General features: G+C 59.8%; 11 protein-coding genes and 2 pseudogenes. 8 read left to right on the top strand and 5 right to left on the bottom strand.

Features of this window, described 5'->3' with window-relative positions:
- Window positions 1-360: 360 nt before the first annotated feature.
- From UIB01_RS23645 to UIB01_RS20275, 5 genes and pseudogenes are all read right to left on the bottom strand, one after another.
- Window positions 361-4,599, bottom strand: a pseudogene (locus UIB01_RS23645) (beta strand repeat-containing protein); the annotation flags it as partial.
- A 570-nt stretch (window positions 4,600-5,169) separates the two neighbouring features.
- Window positions 5,170-5,793 (bottom strand): annotated as a pseudogene (locus tag UIB01_RS23640) (DUF4347 domain-containing protein); the annotation flags it as partial.
- A gap of 219 nt (window positions 5,794-6,012) precedes the next feature.
- Window positions 6,013-8,109 carry an efflux RND transporter periplasmic adaptor subunit gene (locus UIB01_RS20285; protein ID WP_180983595.1) on the bottom strand — a complete coding sequence of 699 codons (2,097 nt, stop codon included), beginning with the start codon at window positions 8,107-8,109 and terminating at the stop codon, window positions 6,013-6,015.
- Window positions 8,106-9,425, bottom strand: a complete 1,320-nt coding sequence (locus UIB01_RS20280; RefSeq protein WP_038664517.1) for an efflux RND transporter periplasmic adaptor subunit — start codon at window positions 9,423-9,425, stop codon at window positions 8,106-8,108. The genes UIB01_RS20285 and UIB01_RS20280 overlap by 4 nt, the downstream gene beginning before the upstream one ends.
- On the bottom strand, window positions 9,422-10,192 hold the full coding sequence (locus tag UIB01_RS20275; protein WP_038664514.1) for an efflux RND transporter periplasmic adaptor subunit: 771 nt from the start codon (window positions 10,190-10,192) through the stop codon (window positions 9,422-9,424). The genes UIB01_RS20280 and UIB01_RS20275 overlap by 4 nt, the downstream gene beginning before the upstream one ends.
- Window positions 10,193-10,721: 529 nt before the next feature.
- On the opposite strand from UIB01_RS20275, the gene UIB01_RS20270 reads away from it, so the two are divergent.
- The 8 genes from UIB01_RS20270 to UIB01_RS20235 all read left to right on the top strand — a co-directional run bounded on the left by UIB01_RS20270 (window position 10,722) and on the right by UIB01_RS20235 (window position 25,314).
- Window positions 10,722-12,077 (top strand): tyrosine-type recombinase/integrase, encoded by a 1,356-nt coding sequence (locus UIB01_RS20270; RefSeq protein WP_230585320.1) that lies wholly within the window; start codon window positions 10,722-10,724, stop codon window positions 12,075-12,077.
- A gap of 356 nt (window positions 12,078-12,433) precedes the next feature.
- On the top strand, window positions 12,434-13,915 hold the full coding sequence (locus UIB01_RS20265; protein ID WP_038664508.1) for a sigma-54 interaction domain-containing protein: 1,482 nt from the start codon (window positions 12,434-12,436) through the stop codon (window positions 13,913-13,915).
- A 48-nt stretch (window positions 13,916-13,963) separates the two neighbouring features.
- Window positions 13,964-17,380 (top strand): DEAD/DEAH box helicase family protein, encoded by a 3,417-nt coding sequence (locus UIB01_RS20260; protein WP_038666041.1) that lies wholly within the window; start codon window positions 13,964-13,966, stop codon window positions 17,378-17,380.
- Window positions 17,381-18,964 carry a type I restriction-modification system subunit M gene (locus UIB01_RS20255; RefSeq protein ID WP_038664505.1) on the top strand — a complete coding sequence of 528 codons (1,584 nt, stop codon included), beginning with the start codon at window positions 17,381-17,383 and terminating at the stop codon, window positions 18,962-18,964. It abuts the gene before it with no gap.
- On the top strand, window positions 18,961-20,091 hold the full coding sequence (locus tag UIB01_RS20250; protein ID WP_038664502.1) for a restriction endonuclease subunit S: 1,131 nt from the start codon (window positions 18,961-18,963) through the stop codon (window positions 20,089-20,091). Before UIB01_RS20255 ends, UIB01_RS20250 begins: the two co-directional genes overlap by 4 nt.
- A 14-nt stretch (window positions 20,092-20,105) precedes the next feature.
- The gene (locus UIB01_RS20245) at window positions 20,106-21,932 is read left to right on the top strand and encodes an AAA family ATPase (protein ID WP_038664499.1); all 1,827 of its coding nucleotides are present in this window, start codon (window positions 20,106-20,108) and stop codon (window positions 21,930-21,932) included.
- 103 nt (window positions 21,933-22,035) lie between these two features.
- Window positions 22,036-22,413, top strand: coding sequence for a hypothetical protein (locus tag UIB01_RS20240; RefSeq protein ID WP_038664496.1), 378 nt, complete (start codon window positions 22,036-22,038; stop codon window positions 22,411-22,413).
- A 63-nt stretch (window positions 22,414-22,476) separates the two neighbouring features.
- On the top strand, window positions 22,477-25,314 hold the full coding sequence (locus UIB01_RS20235; protein ID WP_038664493.1) for an ATP-dependent DNA helicase: 2,838 nt from the start codon (window positions 22,477-22,479) through the stop codon (window positions 25,312-25,314).
- The last annotated feature ends 263 nt before the right edge of the window (window positions 25,315-25,577 follow it).

The raw sequence follows: 25,577 nt of genomic DNA, 5'->3' as shown, positions 1-25,577 counted from the left end.
CGGCGGGGCTGCATCCACCAATACGTCGGTTGTGGCGCCGACGTTGTTGAGGGCTGCGGTCGTGTCGTTACCGGCAGCATCGCGCAGTGTCGCGCCGTTGGTCTGGAGGTTGGTGCCGATGGCAATGCCGTCGCTGTCCTGCTGGCCGTCGGCGATCGTCAGGCGGAACACCAGCGCAGCGCTGCCCGAACCGCTGATGTAGTTAGCGTAGACGATGCCGCCGGTGTCCAGGGTGATTGCCAGGCGTGGCGTACCCCCGCTGGTGTCTACGGTCACGGCCTCGTCGAAGTTCACCGTGAAGTCGAGGGTGTTGCCGGCCACATAGGTACCGTTGGCGGGCACGCCGACGGAGGTGACCGCTGGAGCTTGGCTATCGATGGCGTAGTTGTTCGAGTCGGTGGCGCCGGTACCGGTATTACCGGCGATATCGCTGTAGCCGGTGTTGTCGATGGTGATCAGATTGCTGCTGTCGGTGACATCGGCGTTTGGCGTCAGGGTCGCCGTCCAGGTGATGCCGCCGTCGCTGGAGCTGAGTCCGCTGAGGCTGCCGTTGGCCACGCTGAAGTCGGCGGTGGTTAGCCCGGTAACCGCCTCGCTGAAGGTGATGGTGACCGTGGTGCTCTGGCCGGCCTTCAGTGCGGTGTCGGTGACCACGATGCTGGCCGTCGGGCGCTGGGTGTCGATGGCGTAGTTGTTCGAGTCGGTGGTGCCGGTGCCGGCATTGCCTGCCACGTCCTGCACGCCTGTGTTGTCCAGGGTGATCAGGTTGCTGGAATCAGTGATGTTGGCGCTTGGCGTCAGGGTGGCGGTATAGGTGATGTTGTCCGCGGTGAACAGGTTGCTGAGGGTGCCGTTGGCGACGCTGAAGTCGGCGATGGTCAGCCCGGTCACCGCCTCGTTGAAGGTGATGGTCACTGTCGCCGTCTCGCCAGCCGCGAGTGCGCTATCGCTCACCACGATGGTCGCGCTGGGGCGCAGGGTGTCGATGGCATAGTTGCCTGAGTCCGTGGTGCCGCTGCCGAGGTTGCCGGCCTGGTCCATCACGCCAGCGTTGTTGAGTGTGATGACGTTGCTTGCATCAGTGATATTGGCGCTCGGGGTGAAGATCGCTGTCCAGGTCAAGCCACCGTTGCTGCTAGTGGGGTTGCTGAGAGTGCCGTTGGCTACGTTGAAGTCGCCGACATCCAGTCCGAGCACCGCCTCGTTGAAGGTGATGGTGACGGTGGCGGTTTCGCCTATGCCCAGGGTCGTGTCACTGAGGGTGATGCTGGTGGCGGCCGGGCGCACGCCATCTACTATCAGCGCTTTGTTGGCGCCCAGGGAGCCGGAGGTGCCGGGCGTTGGCAGGATGAGGATGGCCGATCTGTTGCTGGCGTCCGTGATGGTGCCGCCATTGAGGCTTAGCGCCGATGACGAAACGTACTCGAGGTCGGCAGAGGTATCGCCGGCCTGCACGGTGTAGCTGAAACTCAGGGTGTTGCTGCCAGAGCCGGAAACGTAGTCGAGCACGCGGTCGGTGCTGCCGGTTTCCAAGGTAAGGGTCGGGGTGCCGGTGACATCGACCGCGCTGTCGAACTGCACGGTGACGGTGATGACATCGCCAATCTTGTAGGTGCCATTGGCATTGCTGGACGAGACGTTGGTCACCACTGGCGCGATCGGCGTGATGAGCGCCAGATCATTTCCCGTACCGCCGATGTAGCTGGCAGTCAGCTCCGTACCGTTGCCCGATGCGCTGAATGTGCTGCCCTCTGTGACGCCGCTGAAGGTGCCAGTGATGGCGTCCGCAGCATCGTTGACGATCACGTTGTAAACCACGCCAGGGCCAGCTGCGTAGCCGTGGCTGACTGCCAGGGTGGCCCCGGAAATGTCGACTGCGCCGTTGACCACCACTTGGTCGTAGCCGCTGCCGGCGCTGGCACCGTTGATGTCCACGGCCAGGGTGCTGCCTGCAGCCATGTTCAGGTTGCCGTTGATGGTCAGAGTGCCTGCTCCGGCGTTGCCCGGCGACAGGGTCGCGCCGTTCTGCACGATGACGTCGCCACCCAGGGTGCCGCCGCCGGCCAGGGTGGCGCCATTGGCCACAGTGGTGGCGCTATTGGTGCTGCCATCCACGACCAGGGTGCCAGCAGACACGGTGTTGCTGCCCAGATTGGTGTTGCTGGCCGTGAGGGTCAGGCTGCCGGCGCCGGCTTTGCTCAGACCGCCGCTGCCGCTGATCACGCCGGAGAGCGTTGCGGCAGCGCCAGCGTTCACCGTGGCCACACCAGTGAGTACCAGGGCGTTGTCGATGGTGGTGTTGCCGGTGATCAGCAGGGTGGTGCCAGTGGCCAGGTTGAGCGCGCCCGAGCCGAGGTTGGCATCACTGGCAATGCTCAGGGTGCCGGCATTGAGGCTGGTGGTGCCGCTGTAGGTGTTGCTGGCGGAGAGCGTCAGTGTCCCTGCGCCGGTCTTGGTCAGGTTGTTGCTCCCGCTGATCACACCGGACAGCGTGGTGTCGGCGCCGGTGCTCACTGTGGCGTTGCCGCTCAGGGCGATGGCGTTATCGATGGTGGTGGCGCTGGTCACGGCCAGGGTCGATCCGGCTGCCAGGGTCAAGGTGTCGCTGCCCAGGTTGCTGTCGCTGGCGACGCTGAGCGTGCCGGCGCTGACGGTGGTGGCACCGTAGGTGTTGCTACCGGACAGGGTCAGGTTGCTGGCACCGGCCTTGGTCAGGGTAAATGCCCCGCTGACCACCCCAGACAGGGTCGCTGCCGCCGAGTTGCTTACCGTGGCATTGCCCGTCAGGGTGATGGCGTTGTCGATGGTGGTGGCACCGCTGATCTGTAGCGTGCTGCCGCTACCCAGGGTCACCGATCCGCTGCCCAGGTTGGCATCGCTGCTCACGCTGAGCGTGCCAGCATTGATGAAGGTTTGCGCGTAGCTGTTGTTGCCCGCGAGGGTCAGGGTGCCTGCGCCGGCTTTGGTCAATGCGTAGGCGCCGCTGACTGCGCCGCTGAGCGTTACGTTGTCGGCATTGCTGATGGTGCTGTTGTTCGCAAGGATGATGGCATTGTCGATGGTGGTAGCTGCAGTGATATCGAGCGCACCTCCTGCCAGGGTCAGACTGCCTGCACCCAGATTGAAATCATTGCTGATCGACAGCGTGCCAGCGGACACGGTGGTGGTGCCTGTGTAGCTATTGGTGCCGGCCAGGGTGAGGACGCCACTGCCTTGCTTGATCAGCGAGCCGCTGCCGGAAATGGCCCCGGCAGTAAAAGTGCTGGTATTGTTTTCGCCCGCTGTCAGCGTATGGCTGCCGAGCTGGATGCTGGCATTCGAGTTGCTACTGGCCAGGCTGCCGATGGTTTGATCCGAGAGCAGCGTCAGCACGCTGTTGCCATTGACCCGCACGGCGCTGCTGCTGGACATCGAGGCGTCGCCATCGAGTCTGAGCCAGCCATAGTCGCTCAAGGTGGTCGCGCCGGTGTAGGTATTGCTGCCCGAGAGCGTCAACGAATAGGTCGCGGCGCTGCCCTGGCTGAGCGCCAGGCCACCAGTACCACTGATGTTGCCGGAGAAGATGGTATCTGCCGTTTGCAGCGTGGTCAGAGTACTGTTGCCGAGGTTTATCGATCCCGCGCCGGAAAGGTTGCCGATGGTCTCGTTACTGGACAGTGCCAGGGTGGCGCCTGCTTCGACGGAAACGCTGCTTGCGTTGTAGATGGCGCCGCCGCCGCTGAGCGTGAGAGTCCCCGCGGCCAGGGTGGTGTCTCCCATATAGCTGTTGCCAGCGCCGGACAGGGTCAGGTTGCCCGCACCGTCCTTGGTCAGCGCGCCGTTGCCGGTGATCAGGCTGGAAATAGCGGCCGTATCGCCAGAGCCGTTGGTGAAAGTCTGGGTGGTGCCGCCGGCCAGGGTGATGGTGCCACCGGTCAGCGTCAGGCCATTGGCCTGGTCCATGTCGAAGGTCAGGCTTTCGTTGATAGACACGTTGTTTAGAGTCAGCGTCTGCCCGGCCAGATTGCTGGCGAAGACGATGGTCTGGCTACCGGTGTTGTCGGCAGCGGCAATGGCGATGGCCTCACTGAAGCTCACGCCATTGCTGGGATCGATGGTGGCTGTGTCGCCAGTGCTGGTGACGTAGATGGTGTCGCTGGCAACGGTGACAGTGGCGATCGCGCTGCCCCCGCTGCCATCGTTGACGGTGACGCTCATGATGGCATCGCCCGCCGGCGTATCGCTGCGATAGGTGATGCGCTGCGCCACATCGTTTACCAGTGCGGTGGTCGCCATGGTGCCGCTGCTGGTGAAGTTGATGGTCAGCACCCCACCCGTGTTGGTGAAGGTGGCGAAGGTCTGGCCGCCCGACTGCAGGTTGTTGCCGCTCACGGTGAACAGCGCGCCCTCGGTGTTGAAATCCAGGGCATCGCTGGCCACCGCTGTGCCGTTGCGCTGGATCACCAGGCTGGCACCCGCCCAGTTGCCGTTACCGCCGTTGAGTGCGCCCAACTCGGCATCGCTCAGGCTGGCGTTGCTGCCGACATCCAGGGGGACGCTGCTGCTGACCCCGGCCCAGGTGACGCTGCCATTGATGTTGTTGATGGTGGGGGCGGCGTTGGGGAGTACCGCTGGCGCAAAGTTCAGATCGTCGACAGCAACAATGGTGTCATTGCCAGTAATCCTGATTTCATCGATGTACTGCCAGGCACTGGAAAAGGTCAGCGTGCCTCCAGAGCCGCCAGGAACAGAATTTTTTGTGTAGGTGATCGAGCCTGAGCTGTCCGATGCACCAGTATTCAGCGTGTCGGACGCCACCTCGACGCCATTGAGGTAACCCTTGATTGTCAGGCTCGGGCTAGTATCCATGTTTGTTCCAGTATCGACCTCCATCGATACCAGCTTGAACTCGTCACCGTTGGCAGAACTGATGCGGGCGTCCAGAGGACCAGGCACGCCTACATTGTTCTGATCTAGATTGAATACGAGGGCCAGGTCATAACCGTAAGTTTTGCTGGGATCTGGCGGAGTAATGCTGAAGTCGTCGGTGGCCGTGATGGTGGAGAAGCCGCCGGCCGGCGATACCAGGTTGTAGGTGACACCGTTAATGGTCTGTGAGCCAATAAATGAATACGGAGCCCCACTAGGTGGGTTTTCGAAGTCCTGGTCCACGGGCTCCAAAGTGTGCAGGTAGTTATCCGCTGTTAAAGTCGAGACTGCTGCCGAAGCCTCTACGCTGCCAGTGCTCACCTCCAGTATCCAGTTCCCTTGCAAGGCACTGTGCCCAGTCAGGTCATTGGAGGCCGCGATGTCGGCGCTTGTCGCAGAGGCAAATGCCTGGATGAATTCGGCTCCAGCACCGTCTGCTCCTACGCTGCAGCCGTAAAGCAGAATGTCGCCATTCTCGCTGAGCGCGCTGCCAAGCGCAGCGAGCAACTCGCTTCGGTTTTCGAGGCCATCTTGGTCGAGCCAGGTATTACCCAGCAGGATACGGCCGGTATCGCCGTGACTAAGGATATGTACGGCGTCAATGTCCTCCCTGTTTTGCAGATAATCGGCAATCTGCTGCAGACCGTCTTTGCTGCTATCGAGAATGACGATCTCGACACCAGGCCTGATGCCATCGATTAACTGTTGTTTGTCGCTGACCTTACCGTCGATGAATACGACCTCCTGACGCTCGTCACTACTCGCGGCAAGCGGCACCGAGTTATCGCGGATATCGGACGTATCATGGGCGCGAACGTCATCAGGCGAGGGAGCGGCATCGTCGACGACATCCCCGGCAGTTGCGGCGATCGCGCCGTCAAACATCATGCGCGGCTCTAGGGAAGTGGCCATCGGTGCTCTTGGCATGGCGATATGGGAGCGGGGCGATGAATTCTTATTGTGATTCCAGAACATGGAACAGCTCCCTGCGATCGCATCATGCCATTAGGTTGGAGGGCCGATTAGGATTGCTTTGAGTCTAACTGTCAATGGCCCTCAGGTAATGACCAGGCCGCGGGTTCAGGCTCATATGGATAGTGGGGCCTAAAATCCGCTTTCGCGCACGCCGAGTGCCGCGATCCGCCGCCAGGCAGCGCCCAGCAGCGACTGCCGCTCACCATCGAGCAGCACCATGCCGCGCAGCGGATGAGCAGGGTGAGTGTCGTTATCGAGCAGGCTCAGGCGTACACCGTATTGTGCCTGCACGGGTTCAGCGCGCTGCTGGGCGTTGCGGCGTACGGCGATCGGGCCGCTGTTGTCGGAACTGAGCGCTTCCAGCTCCAGATAGGCGACGCCGGTGGCATCCACTTCATCCAGGCGCACCGACATGGCGGGGCGTGCCGGGTCATCGGGGATGAAGCGCCCAACGCTGCCCGTTTCGACTCGCCAGAGGTTCTCTTCGGCCAGATAGCCGCGCAGGCGCAGCCCGGGCTCGACGATGCGCGCCAGCGGCTCGGCGGGATGCAGCCAGCGATCCGCGCTTAGGTCGCGCTGCAGATCGCGCACCACGCCGGTCTGAGGCGTGCGTATCTGCAGACGCTCACGTTGCGCGGCGAGGCCGCGGTATTCGGCCACGGCCTCGGCCAGGCGCTGTTGGAGGACGCCGGCGTCGGCCGCCGTTTCGCTGCGCGCAGACAGGCGGCGTAGCTGCAGTTGCAGAATCTCGATCTCACGACGAACGATGGTTTGCCGTGAGTCCAGGTCGGGCGAGTCCAGTTCCAGCAGCAGATCGCCGGCAGCCACCGTCTGACCGTCTTGCACGTGCACGGCCTTCAGACGCGCCGCCACCGGCGCATGCAGGCCGTGGGTGCGCGATGCTTCCAGCAGGGCTGGTATTTCCACCGAACTGCGCCAGGGCACGATCAGCACCAGCAGTACCGTACCAAGGCCCAGGCCAGTGATCAGCACTTTGCGCGATTCGGCCTGTTCGCGGCGTTGCCACCATTCGCCCAGCTCGCGCCAGATGGGCAAGCCTATGAACCAGAGCAGTTCCACCAGCATCAGGAATATGCCAAGCACCTTGAAGAACAGGTGGTAGACCGCCAGGGCAATACCGAGGAACAGGATCGCGCGCCAGAGCCAGGAGCCATAGCCCCAGATCAGCAGGCGCTTGGTCATGCTCGATGACCAGGGCTCGGGCGCCGGTTCGCCATAACCGAACAGTGCCTCGCGCAGGCGCCATCGGCACAGGGCGAAGGCGCGGTGTTGCAGGTTGTCCACACCCCACAGGTCGCTGATCAGAAAATAACCATCGAAGCGCATGAAGGGGTTGAGGTTGATCACCAGGGTAGTGATCCAGGTGGCGCTGGCCAGCATGAAGGCCGAGGTGCGCAGGGGGCCGTCCGGCAGCAATGACCAGGCCAGCAGTGCCAGTACCGCCAACAGCAGTTCGGCGAGCACGCCGCCAGCGCCGATCAGCAGCCGTGAGCGGCGGTCACGCACGCGCCAGGCGTCGCTGACATCGGTGTAGAACATGGGCAGCAGCACCATGAAGGCCAGGCCCATGCTCTGCACTCGGCAACCGGCGCGCTTGGCCATGAAGGCATGGCCGAATTCATGACAGAGCTTGGCGAAGGTCAGGGCCACGCCGAACGCCAGGGCACCACCGAGGCTGAACAGATGGGGGAAGGTGGTGAGAAAGCGCTGCCAGTCGCGTATCACTAGGAACAGGCCAAGGACGAAGACCAGCGGCAGACCCCAGCGCAGCAGCCAAGGGCCATGTCGCTTGAGTACCGGCCAGGCGCGATTGAGGAAGGGATCCGGACGCCAAAGTGGAATGCGGAAGAATAGATATTGATGCAGCACCCGCTTCCAGGGGCTCTGCTGTTGGGCGGCTGCCTTCATGGCGTAGCTGGCGCGCTGCTTGTCATCCAGGGCGGCGACCAGGTCATGGTGACTGAGAAAGCTCAGCATTTCTTCCAGTTCAGTTTTGCCTAGGGGCAGGCCCGGCTCGGCGTTGGCGGCAGCCAGCACATGCTGCGGATCGCCCAGGGGCCAATGCCGCAGCAGGCGCACAGCGGCGGCGCCAAGCTTGAAGTAGCGACCACGCAGCGGGTCGGCCAGCGTCCATTGCGGCGCGCCGTCGAGGCCAGGGGCAGCCGGCGATAGCTGCAGATCGGCGCGCAAGGCGGGCAGCATCACAACCCCAAACTCTGCCGCACCGCGGCTAGGGGCCGGCGCAACAGGTAATAAGCCAGTGGCGCACGCTCGCCGAACAGCTTGGCCGTGCCACGCAAGCCGATTCGCGGCGGCGTCTCGACGAAGGTGGCGTCGAGGCGGTAGGCCAACTGACCGGCTGCGGTGTTCTGCGCCTCGTAGGCAGAGCGCTCCAGCCGTGCCTCGTGCCGGTTGAGCGGGTCGCTGTCGAGAAACAGCGCCACTTCGGCACCGGGCTGTAGGGCGATGGCATCGCCGACCGGCAGTTCGATGCGCAATTCCGCTTGGATCGGATCGGCAATCTGCATCAGGCGCTCGCCGGTCTGTACCGGTTTTCCGGTCAGGCGTTCGGCATCGGCAAATACGGCGATACCTGATCGTTCGGCGCGTACTTCGCTGCGGGCCAGCAACTGCTGGGCGTAGTCGCGTTCAGCGCGTTTCTGTTCGACGCGCGCAGCCAAAAGATCCAGGCGGGCGCTGGATTCGGCATCGGCGAAGGCCCGCTGGCTGTTGGCCTTGAGTTCTGCTTCGGCCACGCCCAGGGCGCGTTCTGCGACATCGGCCTGGGCTTTGAGACTGGTGGCATCGAAGCGCACCAGCAGGTCACCGGCCGCGACGCTCTGGTTGGGCTTGACCAGAAATTCGGTGATTACGCCATCGAGCGGCGCCGACACCACACGGCCACCCAATGGCACGACCTCAGCGGGGGCCAGCACCGACTGGCGCACTGGAATCAGCAGCAATAGCGAGAGCGCGGCGGCAACCGCCAGCAACTTACGACGCGGCCAGCGCATGCGCCACGGCTTGCGCGGTTGCAGGGCGAGCCAGGCGTGGGCGTATGTGTCGGCCGACTGTTGGAGCAGGGATTGCTCGGCGTTGCTGAATGCTTGGTCGCGTGCCAGCCACAGGCCGCCGAAGGTTACGCCGCTGCGGTTCTTCAAAGGCAGCCAGTAGGCATGCGGCGCGGACAGGGCGTTCATGTCGAGACGGGTCTGCTCGTCCAGCTGCGCCGGGTCGACGCAGTGGCCTTCATCCAGTCGGCCATGTTCTAGCAGGGTCGCGGCCGCGCGCTCGACGAAGGCGACGAAGGGCGCGTGCGCTTCCACCACGCTGATGCCTGTCAGGGCCTGTACCTTCCCGGCAATCAGCAGGGCGGCATGACGAAAGCCGAACAGCGCCTGGCCGTCATTGACCATGGCGAAGGCTAGTTGCTCGGTGCTAGCGGCCTTGCGCGCCTGCTGCTCGAGGCCGAGGAACAGGGCGAAAACCCGTTCAGTCGTGCCGGGCAGCGGTGCGTTCATTCCGCCACCTGAAATTGGGCGGTTCCACTCATACCGGCGAGCAGGCCTTTAGCGTCCTCGGGCAGGCTGCCGATCAGTAGCAGGGTCTGGCTGCCTTCGTCGATGCGCGCGCCCAAGCGTTTGATTTGGACCTGCAAGGGTTGGCCGGTTTCATCCGGCGTGAACTGAAATGCAGTACCGGGTACGACGCGTTCGAACCAGCTTGACGATACTAGGATGTGTACCTCCAGCGTGCGATTGTCGACAATTTCCAGCAGCGCCGAACCGGCTGCGACGCTTTCGTGGGGGCGCACATGGCGTTGCACCACGCGGCCAGCGAATGGAGCGATAACGCTGCAGCGGTTTACCTGTACTTGAAAAACCTGTGTTTCCGCGAGGGCTTGGGCGTGTCTGGCCTCGGCCAAGGCCACTTCAAAACGGCCGACAGAGTTCAGGGCCGCCAATTGCTTCTTGTGAGCCAGCTCTTCGCGAGCGGCCCGACCAGCCGCCTGGGCCGCACTCAGCTGAGCCTGGTAAGCACTGCAATCAAAGCGCACCAGCACATCACCCTTCTTAAAGTCCTGACCGTCGGAATAGGGCATTTCGATGATGCGGCCTGCCAGTTCACTGGACAGCAGCGCCTGATCGCGGGCGCGTAATACGCCACGAGCAGCTCGCTCCGTATTGATTGCTGTAGAAAAAGTTAGAAGCGGGGCATCAATTGGCGGCACCTCCGCCCAAGCCGTAGTACCCAATAGGCTCAGCAGCGCCAATAGCATGTTTTTCATACGGCATTCCCTATAGTCGACGCGCCTCGGGAGTTTACTCGAGAACAGCCGAACCTCTGGAACGTAGTTGAGAAAGACAGTAGGGGGCATTACTGAGGGGGAAGCCCCCCAGAGCTAGCGTAAACGCTGGGCTAGCTCAATGCTCGCGGCACCAATCGACGTTGCAGGAGGGCGCCGTCAAGCAATGCATCAAAGAAGTTGATTTCTAAGAACGAAAAAGGCCCGCATTTCTGCGAGCCTTTTAATCGTGGTGCCGGCACCAGGAGTCGAACCCGGGACCTACTGATTACAAGTCAGTGTAAAATGCAGGTTTTCCACAGGTCGTATCAGCAAAATTGACAAGCATTTAGGCTATGTAAATGCATGAATATAAAGGGATAAGTCGATTTTACTGGGCTGCGTTGAAAAATCTAACCGCTGTTTAATCTTTAGTCAAATTCCTACCCCAAACCTACCCCGTGGGCTATAGTCCTACCCCAAACCTACCCCGGAATTGGTCAGGAGCGGGCAGATGAAACAGCGCGTGGCGATGAAGGAGCACATCCTCCAACGGCTCAAGTACGACCCGCAAAAAGGCCGTCAGGACTACCTCGATCCGCCCATGCCCGGGCAGGGTACCTTCGGCGTGCGGGTCAACAAAACATGCATAAGTTTCATCTTGCTCTACAGCTTTCATGGCGACTCTCGGCGTCTGACCCTGGGCAAATACCCCGAGCTGTCCCTCGCTGAGGCGCGTGCTAAGGCCGCGCAGGCGGGGGAGCTGCTCAAGCAGGGCGTCGATCCTGGGAAGAAGAAGCTCGTCGAGTTGGTTGCGTACCGCACTAGCCCGACGCTCGAAGAGGCGATTGTCAGCTACCTGGAGTGGGCCGAAAAGAACAAGAAGTCGTGGCGTGAGGATGAGCGCATGCTGCGCAGCGAGTTTGTCCCCCACCTGGGCAAGACCAAAATTGCTGACATCAGGCGCAAGGAGGTGATTGCGCTGCTTGATCACAAAGCCAAAACCGCGCCGGTGCAGGCCAACCGCCTGCTGTCCGTGATCCGCAAGCTGTTCAACTTCTGCGTGGAGCGGCAGATTCTTGAGGCCACACCGCTGGTGAAGATGCCGCGTGTCGCCAAGGAAAAACGCCGCGAGCGCAGCCTTAACCGGCATGAGTTGGTGTGGTTTCTGCACCAGCTGGCCGGTGCCTCGCTGACAACCAATACGCGGTTTTCGCTGTTGCTGAGTCTGATGCTGGCGCAGCGTTCCGGGCGCATCGTCACCATGCGTTGGGTCGACATTGATCTCGACGATGTGATCTGGGACCGCAGTGGCCTGTTTGAAAAAAACGAAAACCCGATTGCCATTCCGCTTTCCGAGGATGTGCTGAGCATTCTGAAATACCTGCGTGAGCGGCAGGTTCAGAACGTGATGTCGAGTGACCCTGAGCGCTGGGCTGACAGTAGAAAATTGCCGAGCCCGGGGCAGTACGTGTTTCCGGGGCGCTGGCCCGCCAAGCCGCAGACACAGCCCTCACTCAACCGCGCCATGCGCCGCTTCTACGATGACTATCTGAAGGACCCAGAGCGTGTTGAAGAGGAGAGCCTGCTGCGGGTCGCAGACGGCTATCCGCGTCCGACCGTGCATGACTTGCGCCGTACGGCAACCACGCACATGTCCAAGCATGGCTTGGGCAAGGACGTGCGCAGTCGCATCCTCAACCATAAGGACCTGTCGGTGGATGCGATCTATGACCGTTACTCATACTTTGAAGAAAAGGCTGAGGCTCTCCAGGGGTGGCATGCCTATCTGAAGGGGTTGCTGCAGAAGGAGTTTGGTGACGTGGACTGGGTAGGGTTCTACGGGCGGCGCATGGAGGCCTCTGCACCAGATGATGAGGGGGAATAAAGCTATGTCCTGAGCAGCCTCGCTGCTGCGGGCGATCAGGGGCTGTGGGTCAATGATTAGCCCGAGCCGCCTCCCGACCCAGCCCCCAGGCTGGTGGCGCGGGGGATCGGTAGTGTCAGCGTACTCTGTCTCACTGGTACGTAGGATTTTCAGTCCTACAGTCTTTTGCCTTCAGCAACGCCTACTCACCTGTAGAAACCTTGCTTCGCCCCGCATTTGCTAATGCGTTTCAAGTCGCATCGTCTCACTCAGCCCGAACCTAACCAGATGGTTTACTATCCAGAAACTGTGAGGCGGAGCACGGTGCTGGGTGATTCGCGCATTTGGAAGCGAGTAAAAGCAGAGGGTTAGGAAGCGTGGCTAAAAAGCAGAATGTGCTGCTCTGCTGGGTAGGTGGAAACGACCTCAAAGCACCATCAGGAAGTGATGCTGGGCCTGTGCTTTCGACGCTGAAAGCGGAGTCTTTCGATCAGGTCGAACTGCTCTCTTCTTACCCGGCTGCGCAGGTTGAGCCCTACCTGGCCTGGCTGCGTGAGCAGGTGAATTCGCAGGTCAATCTTAGCTATGAGTCGCTTAGGTCTCCGGTGCATTTCGGAGATATCTACCAGGCTGCCAATGCACACCTAAAGCGGCTGCATGTCTCTGGCACACAGCTATCCATCCTGCTCAGTCCCGGCACGCCAGCCATGCAGGCGGTTTGGATTTTGCTCGGTAAGACCCGCTATCCAGTCACCTTCTACCAATCCTCGTTAGAGCAGGGGGTGCAGAAGGTCGATGTGCCATTCGAGATTGCTGCGGAATATGTGCCGGCAGCCAACACCATTACGGGTGACAAGCTGCTTCAGCTTGCTGACGGCCAGGCCCCAGTCAACGCGGCCTTTGACAGCATCGTTACACAGAGTGAGCGCATGTTCAGGCTCAAGGCGCAGGCGCAGGTTCTTGCTCAAAAGCAGGTGCCTGTCCTGATCTATGGCGAAACGGGCACTGGCAAGGAGCTATTCGCCAGAGCGATTCACAATGCCAGTCCTCGATCATTAGGGCCATTTGTAGCGGTCAACTGCGGCGCTATTCCGCCGGAGCTGATTGACTCCACATTGTTTGGTCACCGCAAAGGCGCGTTCACAGGCGCTGTTGAGAATCGAGCTGGTGTCTTCCAGCAGGCTGATGGTGGAACCCTGTTCCTGGACGAGTTTGGTGAGCTGGCTCCTGATGCCCAGGTGCGTCTGTTGCGGGTGCTGCAGGAGGGTGTAGTGACTCCGGTAGGTGGCAGTCAGGAAGTCAGAGTGGATGTGCGTCTGATTACCGCGACTCACCGCAATCTGATGCAAGCCGTAGCAGAGGGTGGCTTCCGTGAGGATCTTTTCTATCGCGTTGCCATCGGTGTCCTGCATCTACCGCCACTGCGTGAGCGCGAGGGTGACCTGCTGTTGTTGGCCGACTCCCTGTTGAGTGGGATTGTCGCAGGGGACGAATCGCTAAAGGGTAAGAAAATTTCCGCAGAAGCAAAAAATCTTATCCTTAATCACCCGTGGAGAGGCAATGTGCGGGAGTTGCAGTCCACCTTGTTGCGCGCCGCCCTCTGGTGCCCGGGTGATGTGATTGGCGCTGCGGATATTGAACAGGCGATGTTCCAATCGCCTCGTGAGCAGAAGAGCTCCTTGTCTCAAGATGTATCTCAAGGCATTGATTTACAAGGGGTAATTGCCGAGGTTGCCGGGCATTATCTGCGCAAGGCGCTGACGCTTACCGGCAATAACAAGACCCGGGCGGCCAGCCTGCTAGGCCTCAAAAGCCAGCAAACGCTGAGCAACTGGATGGACAAATACGGCATCGAATAAAACTGGCACGGTCCTCGCTCTAGGACCCTCATGGACAGAATCGCCTACATGAAATCAGTCAACTTCGAGTTCCTCCGCACCGGCAACGAATTGCTGGCGAACCTCGCAGGCCTCGCTGAAGCCGTCCTGCATATCGATCCGGGCAGCGCACTCACTCGCCTGCGCAGCTTTGCCGAAGAGCTGACCAAAGCCATCTACAAGGAAGAGCTGCTGCCGCGCATGCCGCAGTCAACCTTCTACGACCTGGTGAAAAACTCGGTTTTTGTCGATTGCGTCAGCAAGCCGCTGGTGCACCAGATCAATTTCCTGCGCATCCAGGGTAACGACACCGCACACGGCGCTGAAGGTGACCTGCGCAATGCACAACTGGCACTGAAGACCGCCCATCAGCTGGCCATGTACATGGCCATCAAGTACTACGGTACCGCACAGGCCGATATTCCGCCCTTTGCCGAGGTGCAGGATCCGACCGCGACCCTCGTCCGCCTGCAGAAAACCGTCTCCAGCTATGAGAAGGAACTCAACCAGCAGCAGGAAGCGCTGCAGAGCGTGATGGACAAGCTGGAGCAGGAGCGCACCCGCCACCTCGACAAGGTCGACCCGCCTGCCAAGCCTGATCAGCAAAAGCGTCAGCAGCAGAGCCAGAAGGTGGCCGACAGCCTGCAGTGGAACGAAGCCAAAACCCGCGCATTGCTGATCGACGCCATGCTCCTGCAAGCCGGCTGGGATGTCAGCAACCCCGCGCAGGTCGGCCAGGAAGTGGAGGTCGATTTCCCCGGCAACGTCTCCGGCAAGGGCCGTGCGGACTACGTGCTATGGGGCGACAACGGTCAGCCCCTGGCCGTGATCGAGGCCAAGAAATCCGGCAATGTCAGCCTGCAAGCCGGGCGCGAACAGGCGCGCATGTACGCCGACGGCTTCGAGCGCATGGGCATGCAGCGCCCGGTGATTTTCTACAGCAACGGCTACGAAACCTTTATCTGGGACGATAAGCAGTACAACACCTACCGCCCGGTGTACGGCATCTACAGCAAGGACAGCCTGGAATACCTCGCCTATCAGCGCCAGTACCGTGTCCCCACGCTGGAGAAACACAACCCAGAGCTGAGCATTGCCGACCGCCCCTACCAGATTGAGGCGATCAAAACCGTCGCCGCCCACTTCCAGCAGCAGCGCCGCAAGGCCCTGATCATCCAGGCCACCGGCACCGGCAAAACCCGCGTGGCCATCGCCCTGGCTGAGTTGCTGCTGCGCACCGGCTGGGCCAAGCGCGTGCTGTTCCTCTGCGACCGCAAAGAGCTGCGCGTGCAGGCCGATGACGCCTTCAAGCAAAACCTGCCCAGCGAGCCGCGCTGTGTGATCGGCGAAACCGGCAAGGTCGACCAGACCGCGCGCATCTACATCGCCACCTACCCGGGCATGATGAACCGCTTCGCCCAGCTTGATGTGGGCTTCTTCGACCTGATCATCGCCGACGAAAGCCACCGCAGCATCTATAACAAGTACCGCGACCTGTTCGACTACTTCGACGCGCTGCAGGTCGGCCTCACTGCCACGCCGGTGAAGTTCATCAGCCGCAACACCTTCGATATTTTCGACTGCGAAACCACAGACCCGACTTTCGAGTTCGGCCTCGATGCTGCCATCAATAATGAGCCGCCTTATCTGGTGCCATTCCGCGTGAAGGACCTCACCACGGACTTCCTACGCGACGGCATCCACTACAACGACCTCAGCGACGAGCAGAAGCGCCAGCTCGAAGAGGACCTCGGCGAGGAGGAGGCCAAGCGCACCACCATCGCCGGCAAGGACATCGGTCGCAAAATCTTCAGCGAAGACACCGACCGCATCATCCTGGAAAACCTGATCAACAACGGCATCAAGGATGAGACCGGCTCACTGGTCGGCAAAACCATCGTCTTCGCCCAGCGTCAGGACCACGCCGAGCACCTGGAAAAGCTCTTCTGCAAGCTCTACCCGCAGTACGGCACCAAGGTCTGCAAGGTCATCCACAACGCCATCCCGCACGTGGACACCCTGATCAAGGAATTCAAAAAGCCGGATAACGACTTCCGCATCGCCATCTCGGTGGACATGCTCGACACCGGCATCGACGTACCGGAAGTGGTCAACCTGGTGTTCGCCAAGCCGGTCAAATCCTGGGTTAAGTTCTGGCAGATGATCGGCCGCGGTACGCGCCTGCGCCCCAACCTGTTTGGCCCCGGTAAAGACAAAACCGAGTTTTTGATCTTCGACCACTACGGCAACTTCGATTTCTTCGAGCAGGAGTATCAGGAGCCGGAAGACACCGGCAGCAAATCCCTGCTGCAAACCACCTTCGAAGCTCGCCTGGCGCTGGCCCAAGCCGCCCTACGCCACAACCATGCCGCTGCCTTTGACGCCGCCATTGCCCTGCTGCGTGCCGACATCAACGACCTGCCCGACACCAGCGTGGCGGTAAAGCGTGAACTGCGCGCCGTGCACCAGTTGCAGCAAACCCAGCAGCTGCAGCAGTTCGATGGCAAAACCCAACACCTGCTGACAAACACCATTGCCCCGCTGATGTCGGCCCGCGTGCTGCGCGACAAACACGCCACTGCGCTGGATAAGCTGATCGCCGGTATTCAGTGCTGCCTGGTCGAGCAGGCCACCTGCTTCGAGGACGGCAAAATTGCCCTGCTGGCCGAGTTGGACAAGCTCGCCGTGAATATCCAGGCCGTCCGCCAGAAGGATGCCCTGATCGCCGAAGTACGCAGCGCCGACTTCTGGCTGCAGCCGAGCATCGACAAGCTGGAAAACGCCCGCCAGGAACTGCGCGGCATCATGAAATATCGTCAGACCGGCACCGGGCCAGGTGATGGCATAGGAACCACCAAAACCAAGGATGGCAACCTGCTGGGCGACGAGCGCGCGGTGTACATCACTGGCGCCAGCGAGGCCATGATCTACCGCCGCCGCCTCAAGGACATCCTTGCCGGCATGCTCGCCGCCAACCCGACCCTGCAAAAAATCCACAAGGGCGAACCCATTGCCGAGAGCGAGCTGAAAACCCTGACCTCGACCATCCTCACCAGCCACCCCGGCGTCAGCCTGGAGGTGCTCAACGAGTTCTACGGTCGCACAGCCGATCAACTGCACCTCACCGTACGCGAGATCATTGGCCTGGATGCACACGCCATTGAGGAACACTTCAAACAGTTCCTCCATGCCCATCCCAGCCTGACCGCCCAGCAGGTGCGCTTTATGAACCTGCTGAAAAACTACATCGCCCAGCACGGCAGCATCGTGATTGAAACACTCTACGACGCGCCGTTTTCCAGCATCTCCCACGAGGGCATCGACGGCGTGTTCGCCCCCGCCGATGTCACCGAACTGGTGGCCGTGCTCAAACCCTTTTTGAAGAACCCCGACCAGCCCGGCCCCCCCCGCCTGATGGCCGCACAACCTATAGATCGAGACCACTGAATGCTCACCGGCAAAATCCGCAACGATATCGACAAGCTCTGGGAAAAATTCTGGACCGGCGGCATCACCAACCCGCTGACTGTGATCGAACAGATCAGCTACCTGATGTTCGCCCGCATGCTCGACATGCAGGAAGACGTGGCCGAGCGCAAAGCCAATCGCACCGGCAAGCCCTTCGACCGCCTCTTTCCCAATACCCCGGAAGGCCAGCTGCTGCGCTGGAAGAACTTCCGCAACATGAGTGGCAAGGAGCTGCACAGCCATCTCAAGCAGAAGGTCTACCCCTTCTTCGCCCAACTCGGCGGTGCTGAAGGCGAGGGCGGTGAGCGCGAGGGCCTCGGTCATATCAGCGAGTACATGCAGGACGCCGATCTAGAGATCAAGAACGAGTCCGTACTCACCTCCGCTGTGGAGATGGTCAATGACCTGCCGCTGACCCAGAGCGACGTCAAGGGCGATATCTACGAATACCTGCTGAGCAAGCTCACCACCGCCGGCATCAACGGCCAGTTCCGCACCCCGCGCCACATCATCGACGCGATGATCGAACTGATCGCCCCGCAGCCGACCGAGGTAATCTGCGACCCGGCCTGCGGCACGGCGGGCTTTCTCGCCCGCACCATGGAATACCTCAACCGCGTGCATTCAAGCCCGGAAGGCACCTTCACCGACGAAGACGGCAACCTGCATTACTCCGGCGACCTGCTCGAACCCTACCGCCAGCACATCAACAGCCAGATGTTCTGGGGCTTCGACTTCGACACCACCATGCTGCGCGTCTCCAGCATGAACATGATGCTGCACGGCGTGAACGGCGGGAACATCCGCTACCAGGACTCCCTGAGCAAATCCATCAAGGAGCACTACCCGCGTCAGGAACAAGACTTCTTCGACGTGGTGCTGGCCAACCCTCCGTTCAAAGGCAGCCTGGACGAAACCAACACCAACCCCGACGTGCTCGGTCTGGTGAAAACCAAGAAGACCGAGCTGCTGTTCGTTGCCCATATCCTCCGCTCGCTCAAGCTCGGCGGCCGCGCCGCCGTGATCGTGCCGGACGGCGTGCTGTTCGGCTCGTCCAAAGCCCACCAGCAACTGCGCCAGGAGCTGCTCGACAACAACCAGCTCGAAGGCATCGTCAGCCTGCCCAGCGGTGTGTTCAAACCCTACGCCGGCGTCAGCACTGCCATCCTGATTTTTACCAAGGGCGGTACCACCGAACGTGTGTGGTTCTATGACCTGCAGGCCGACGGCTACTCGCTGGACGACAAGCGCACCGAGCTGAAAGGAGAGGGCAGCAACGACCTGCCCGATGCTATAGCCCAGTGGCATAAGTACCGGCAGATGATTGAGGGCAACCTCAGCGCCAGCACCATCAATACCCTGTTCGGCGACAAGCGCAAAAAGGCCTTTGTCGTGCCCGCAGAGGATATTGCTGCCAACAAGTACGACCTCTCCATCAATCGCTACAAGGAAGTGGAGTACCGGCAGGAACAGTACGAGGATCCCAAGGTGATTCTGCAACGGCTAAAAGGGCTGGAGCAGGAAATTCTGGCGGATCTGGATGAGCTGGAGGGGATGCTGTGAGCTGGCCTCTTGTTGCCATAAAAGAAGTGGCAAAGGTTGTTACAGGGAAGACACCATCAACGGTGGATGATCAGAACTTTGGCGGGGATATTCCGTTTGTCACTCCTGCTGAGCTTGGACTGGAGACTTATGTAACGAGTGCGCCAAGAACCTTGTCCGCTAAAGGCGCCTCGGCAATTAAGCTGGTACCAAATAATGCTGTAATGGTTTGCTGTATAGGCTCGCTTGGGAAGATGGCGATTGCGGGTACGCCTGTTGCCACAAATCAACAGATCAACTCAGTGATCTTTGACGAGAATAGAGTTGACGCAAAGTATGGCTTCTACGCTTTGCAGCTTTTAAAGCCAAAAATGGAGGCTATGGCTCCATCAACTACCGTAGCGATTATTAATAAGGGCAATTTCGAGGCGATGCAAATCCCTCTCCCACCTCTGCCCGAACAAAAGCGCATCGCCGCTATCCTAGACAAGGCCGATGCCATTCGCCTCAAACACCAGCAAGCCATCCAGCTCGTCGACGACTTCCTCCGCGCCGTGTTTCTGGACATGTTCGGCGACCCGGTAAGCAATCCGAAGGGATGGCCCAAGAAAAGCCTTAAATTACTGGGTAAGTCAGCAACTGGCAGGACGCCCCCAGGTGAGAAAGTTGGTATGTGGGGCGAAGGTTTGCCTTTTGTAACTCCTGGTGATTTGTGTGGGAAAGTTGACTCTTCTGTTCGGGAGGTGACCCGAGAGGGGGCTGAGTATTCAAAAATTTGCCGCAAAGGCAGCTTGTTGGTCTGTTGTATAGGTACTGTTGGGAAGGTTGGGATTGCTGGCCGCTCTTTAGCATTCAATCAGCAGATAAATGCGCAGGAGTGGGGTTCTGAAATTTCAGATATTTATGGGTTTTTTGTATTTAAGCTGTCTCCTGGGTTGGTTAGCTCTAAAGCAATTCAGACTACACTTCCGATTCTAAAAAAATCACTATTTGACGAAATTGAAATCCCTGTCCCGCCGATAGGCCTTCAGGAGAAATTTTCCGCTATTGCGCAGAAAGTATCGGAGTCTAGCCTCCGCCACGAATCTGGGTTGAATACGCCACTTTTCGAATCGCTATCCCAGCTGGCGTTTTCAGGACAGCTTTAGATAAGGAAATCCCCATGCGCCTCAAGTCCGTCAAGCTCACACATTTTCGCGGCTACCGCGCCACTACCGTCATTCCCATCGACGAAGCCATGACCGGCATCGTCGGGCGCAATGACTATGGCAAATCGACCATCCTCGAAGCCCTGGCGATCTTCTTCGAGAGCGGCGACGTCAAGGCCGACAAGAGCGATATGAACTGCTTCAGCCTGGCCGAGGGCGCCGAGCAGTTCGAGATTGCCTGTGAGTTTGATGATCTGCCTGAGGCGCTGGTGCTCGATGAAAATGCAGAGACCTCCTTGGCGCAGGAGTACTTGCTCAACGCCGAGGGTGCGCTGGAGATTGTCAAAACCTTCAAGGCCAATACCGGCAAGCTGGAGCGCACCGCTATCCGCTGCCAGCACCCTGCGGATGAAGCGCTGGCTGGGCTGCTGAGCCTGAAGATGACCGAACTGAAAAGGCTCGGTGAGCAGCAAGGCGTTGCTGAGCAAGTAGCAGACAAGCGCGTGGCTTCACAGTGGCGGCAGGCTATCCGTGCTGCAGCGCAGCCCATTGCCTGTCAGGAGAGGCTGCTGGACGTTAGCAAAGGACTTTCGACCGACAGCAAATCCATTTGGGAAAAGATCGAGGCCCAGTTGCCTACCTTTGCCCTGTTCAAGGCGGATCGTGAAAGCAGTGACGGCGATGCTGAGGCCAAGAACCCGCTGCAGCAGGCGGTCAAGGAAGCTCAGGCTGCGCTGCAGGATCAGATCAGCGCGCTGGAGCAACAGATCGAAGCCAGTGTGCTGGATGTCGCTGAGCGTACCCTCGACAAGCTGCGGGAAATGGCCCCCGAGCTGGCCAATGAACTGACCCCACGTTTCAAGGAAAAGCCCAAGTGGAGCTTCAGCTTCACCCTGGATGGCGAGAACGGTATCCCCATCAACAAGCGCGGCAGCGGCGTGCGCCGGCTGATCCTGCTCAATTTCTTCCGCGCCGAGGCGGAGAAGGCGGTAATGGGCTCCCAGCGTAATGTGATTTACGCCATCGAAGAGCCGGAAACCTCCCAGCACCCGAACTACCAGATGATGCTGATGAAGGCGTTGCTGGAACTCTCCAACCAGCCCAACCGGCAGATCATTGTCACCACCCACGTTCCCGCCCTGGCCGGCCTGATGCCCATCGATGGCATCCGCTACGTCACCAAGGATGAGAACGGCATCCCCATCGTCAAGATGCCAGATGACAATGTGCTCAAGGAGGCCGCCGAGAGTTTGGGTGTGCTCCCCGAAACGGGGATGGAGCGTGCGAAGGGAATCATCCTGGTGGAAGGCAAGAGCGACATCACCTTCCTGCGTCACACAGCTAGCACCCTCAAGGCAGCAAGCGTTATTGACCGCGATCTCGATGATCAGGGGCTTATCCCGATTCACGTTGGCGGCTGTGGAAACGTGAAGCATTGGGTCACTCATCAACTTGCCGACGAAATTGGCCTGCCTTGGTGCGTTTTCCTCGACTCAGATCTTGGTGATCCCTTTCAGCACAAGACAAACCTCAAGCGAAAACAAGAAGTTGAAGGGCTTGGACGGGCGTTTTATTCGACTCGTAAGCGTGAAATCGAGAACTACCTGTGTCCAGATTTGATTCTGCAAGAAGCCGGTGTCGTGGTTAATTTCACCGATACCAGCGATGCCAAGCAGATCATTGGTGACGCAGTAGGGATGAAACCAGACGATGTTTCAGATCGATTTTGGCCACTGATGAGTGCCGACAAAATCCTCCAGCGCTCGATGTACCAAGATGGCGACAAACAGCGCTCGGAGCTGAAAGAGCTCGTTGAGAGTTTGCTGGCGTTGGTTCCTTGAATCCCGCGTGGTGTATGGCTCTGCTGAAGCGGTTTGGTCTGCCTGCTCCCAGTGCAGGGGATAAACGGGACAGATTTATTTATTCAGGATTTGAGGCAGTTATATGTCAATCTGGACGGGCTTGAAACGCACTGTCGCTGTGCTGGGTTCGGCTGCGGAGGCCGTTTCGCGAGCGCTTACAGTGCTCAACGACTTTCTGGATGACGTTAATCGCTCATCGGCTGAATTTAACCGTTCACTCAAGGAACGCCTTGAGGCAGGAAGGACTCCTGCTCTGGAAACGCAGGTGAAAGTTCTTGAGGCTCAGATTGCCCATCCGGAGATTTTTGCGGTTTTACCGCGTCAGGTCATGGCCAAGCGTAAGGAGCTTTTGCAGGTGTATGAGGAGCTGGCTGGCCGCCTGACGGGAGAAGCCGCAGATGAGGTTCTGGTGAAAAGGGACAAGCTCCGGGCGGAACTGCGCGAAAAGACTGCAAGGTAGTCTTGGTATTGGATTAGGGTTTCTGAGTTGTCTCTGGGCTCGCCTGTTGTGTAAGGAATATGGATGGTTTCGGATAACTTTGCCCCGCTGAAGTCTCGCTGGCCCGAGCTGTATCAGCATGCCTCGCTGGCAGAACGCTATGTGTTTGCTGACCCGCATACCGCCGTGGTCAAGTTGCGTTGTTTTGCCGAGGTGCTGGTGGGGGTGCTCTACCGGGATTTGCGCCTGCCCTGTGAACCAAGTGATGGCTTTTTCGAGAAGCTCAAGTCCCCGGCCTTTGTGGAGCTGGTTGGCGACATCGTGCTACAGAGGCTGCATGCGCTGCGGATGATCGGCAATAAGGCCGCCCATGGCGGCTTGATCGACTCCAGCGTTGCGCTGGCCCTGATTGGTGATGCGTATCTGATCGGTCAGTGGTTTTACAAAACCTGTGGCGGTGAGTCTGCCGACAGCTATCCGCCTTTCACTGTGCCTGTCGAAGCCAATGAGCAGGGCAGCCCTGCAGAAGACCATGCCGAGCAGTTGGCCATGGCGAAAGACGAGTTGAGCCGCCTTGAGGCTGCAGAGAAAGCGGCGCAGGCAGAAGCTGCGTCACTCAGTCCGGCGCCAGAACAGGCCAGGATTGATGATTTCAAGTGCGCCTCGGCTCAGGCGCAGCGCACCATCGATTTCAACGGCCCGAACACGCGCCGACATATCAGCATTCACGACGCCTTTGCCGGCTATACGCTGACCAGTGGCCAGACGGAGCTGGTCAAACAGATCGAGCGCTTCCTAAGTAGTAGGTCGGAGAGCGTTTTCCTTCTCAAAGGCTACGCGGGCACCGGCAAAACCTTCATCACCAAGGGGCTGACCGAGTATTTCCGGGCCATTGGCCGCAACTACGTGCTCGCCGCACCCACCGGCAAGGCCGCGAAGGTGATCGCCAGCAAAACCCAGTCGCCGGCTTACACCCTGCACAAGACTCTCTATGCGTTCGACGATATGGACGAGTACCGCGATGCAGACACCGAGGGTACCGAGACTTTCAAGTTCTACGCCAAGCTGGCGGTGAACACGCTCTCGGTGGATACGGTGTACATCGTGGATGAGGCGTCCATGGTGGCGGACATCTACCAGGAGGCAGAGTTCTTCCGCTTTGGTTCGGGCTATCTGCTTGCCGACCTGTTCGAGTTCGTTAATCTGGACCATAACGATCACCGCAAGAAGGTGATTTTTATCGGCGACGACGCGCAGCTGCCACCGGTGGGGATGAACTTTTCCCCTGCTTTGGATGCGGAGTATCTGTTGCGCCATCACCGCGTCCGTTGCAGCGAATACGAGCTGTCTGAGGTGGTGCGGCAGAAAGCGCAGAGCGGCATTCTGGCCAACGCTCAGCCCCTGCGACAGTCATTGCAGAGCAAGGTGTTCAACCGCCTGACCATGGACCTCGCCTATCCAGACGTTGAGAAGGTCGAACATCAGGCGCTGTTGCAGCGTTACTTGGACTCCTGCGGTGGCAAGATCAACGGCGAGTCCATCGTCATTGCTCATTCCAACGCTGACGTGGGCGATTACAACCGGCTAATTCGCGAACACTTCTTCCCCGGCTGGGCGCAGGTGCGTCCGGGGGACAAGGTGATGGCTGTTGCCAATAGCAACGCGTACGGGTTCTTTATCTCGAACGGTGACTTCGGCCTGATCCGTGAGGTGCTCGGAGAGGTTGAAGAGCGCAGCGTCAAGCTGAAGCGGAGAAATCCCGAAACCTCAGTGGTCGAGGAAATTGTTGTGCCGCTGCGCTTCAGGGACGTGCTGGCAGGCTTCCGTGATCTTGATGGCTCGCCCCGGTTTTTCCAAGCCAAGATCATGGAAGATCTGCTCTACAGCAAGGAGCCCACGCTTTCGTCAGATGAGAACAAGGCGCTCTACCTCGATTTCTGCATGCGTCACAAGCACTTGCCAAGGCGGACTAAGGCGTTCAAGGACGCCCTGATGGCGGATCCGTATTTCAATGCCTTGCGGCTCAAGTTCGGTTACGCCATCACTTGCCACAAGGCACAGGGCAGTGAGTGGAACCATGTATTCGTTAAATGCAAAAGCCATCAAAGCCAGCTGACGGCTGACTATTTCCGCTGGTTCTATACGGCGATCACGCGAACGGCGCGCCACCTTTATCTGCTCGATCCACCGAATATCCAGCCGTGGAGTGGTATGCAGATGGTGGCCAATCCGGCGCTGGAGTTGCTCGGCGCAGCGCCCAGCATGCCCGCGGCTCCGGCTCCGGCTCCGGCTCCGGCTCCGGCTTCCAGCGTTGCTGCGCCTGCATCTGCAGCGGTTGCCCCTGCGCCGCAATCCGAAACATTTGGCATCCCCGCCAGCGCAACAACGCTGCTCGCGTTGCTGGCCGAGGTGCGCAGGTTGATTGCCGGGCGGGGGATCAGTATCGAGGACGTCCTCCATCACCAGTACCAGGAGGTTTACCTCTTCAGCCGTGAGGCAGAGTCTGCCCGCATAGACATTACCTATAACGGAAGAAGCAAGATTACCGGTGTAGCGGCACCTTACCTCTCCGAGTTGAGCAGCGAGCTGAGTGCTGTGCTGGCCGCGCTCAAGGGCTTGCCGCTTGCAGATGGCGGAACGGCCGGAGTTGCCGAGGCCCATTTCGCCAAGCCGTTCCTCAATGAGCTCCACGCCAAGGTGCTTGGCCTGTGCGCTGACAGTGGTATCACGTTGCAGAAGGTTGTTGAGCTGCAGTGGTGCCAACGCTACAGCTTTGCCCGCGATGGTGCCGTGGCTGTTTATGACATCTGGTACAACGGCAGAGACCAGTTTACGAAATGCCAGCCCGTGGTCGCAGCGTGCTCCCCGGGCACCTTGGCCGCTGAGGTGGGGCAGCTTCTTACGGTAGGTATGCAAGCGTGATTAGCAACAAGGAGGTTTTCGCCAAGCGCAGGGAAGGAGCGATCGACGAGGCCTACAAGATGGCGCTTGAGTTGATGGCTGCGCCGCAGGTAGATGACTGGGACCGCAAGGCATTTGCCTGGTGTCTGGTCGACCTGATCAAGCGAGACGTCAAGGGCGGGGATCTGGAGAACCTGCCGCACTATCGCAGCCAGTTGGAGAGTCTTGCTGTCGATCCTGGTGACGATGTGCTGAGTAAAGGCGTTCGCCATGCGCTATCGCTG

Origin of the sequence: Stutzerimonas decontaminans, from assembly GCF_000661915.1 — a bacterium.
GTDB lineage: Bacteria > Pseudomonadota > Gammaproteobacteria > Pseudomonadales > Pseudomonadaceae > Stutzerimonas > Stutzerimonas decontaminans.
The sequence above is the reverse complement of the archived record's forward strand: the minus strand, read 5'-3'. Positions and strand labels throughout refer to the sequence as shown.

Coding starts and splice junctions, on each gene's coding strand:
- UIB01_RS20280 (WP_038664517.1), bottom strand. CDS start 9,425: ATGAACGCACCGCTGCCCGGCACGACTGAACGGGTTTTCGCCCTGTTC.
- UIB01_RS20275 (WP_038664514.1), bottom strand. CDS start 10,192: ATGAAAAACATGCTATTGGCGCTGCTGAGCCTATTGGGTACTACGGCT.
- UIB01_RS20270 (WP_230585320.1), top strand. CDS start 10,722: ATGAAGGAGCACATCCTCCAACGGCTCAAGTACGACCCGCAAAAAGGC.
- UIB01_RS20260 (WP_038666041.1), top strand. CDS start 13,964: ATGAAATCAGTCAACTTCGAGTTCCTCCGCACCGGCAACGAATTGCTG.
- UIB01_RS20255 (WP_038664505.1), top strand. CDS start 17,381: ATGCTCACCGGCAAAATCCGCAACGATATCGACAAGCTCTGGGAAAAA.
- UIB01_RS20245 (WP_038664499.1), top strand. CDS start 20,106: ATGCGCCTCAAGTCCGTCAAGCTCACACATTTTCGCGGCTACCGCGCC.
- UIB01_RS20240 (WP_038664496.1), top strand. CDS start 22,036: ATGTCAATCTGGACGGGCTTGAAACGCACTGTCGCTGTGCTGGGTTCG.
- UIB01_RS20235 (WP_038664493.1), top strand. CDS start 22,477: ATGGTTTCGGATAACTTTGCCCCGCTGAAGTCTCGCTGGCCCGAGCTG.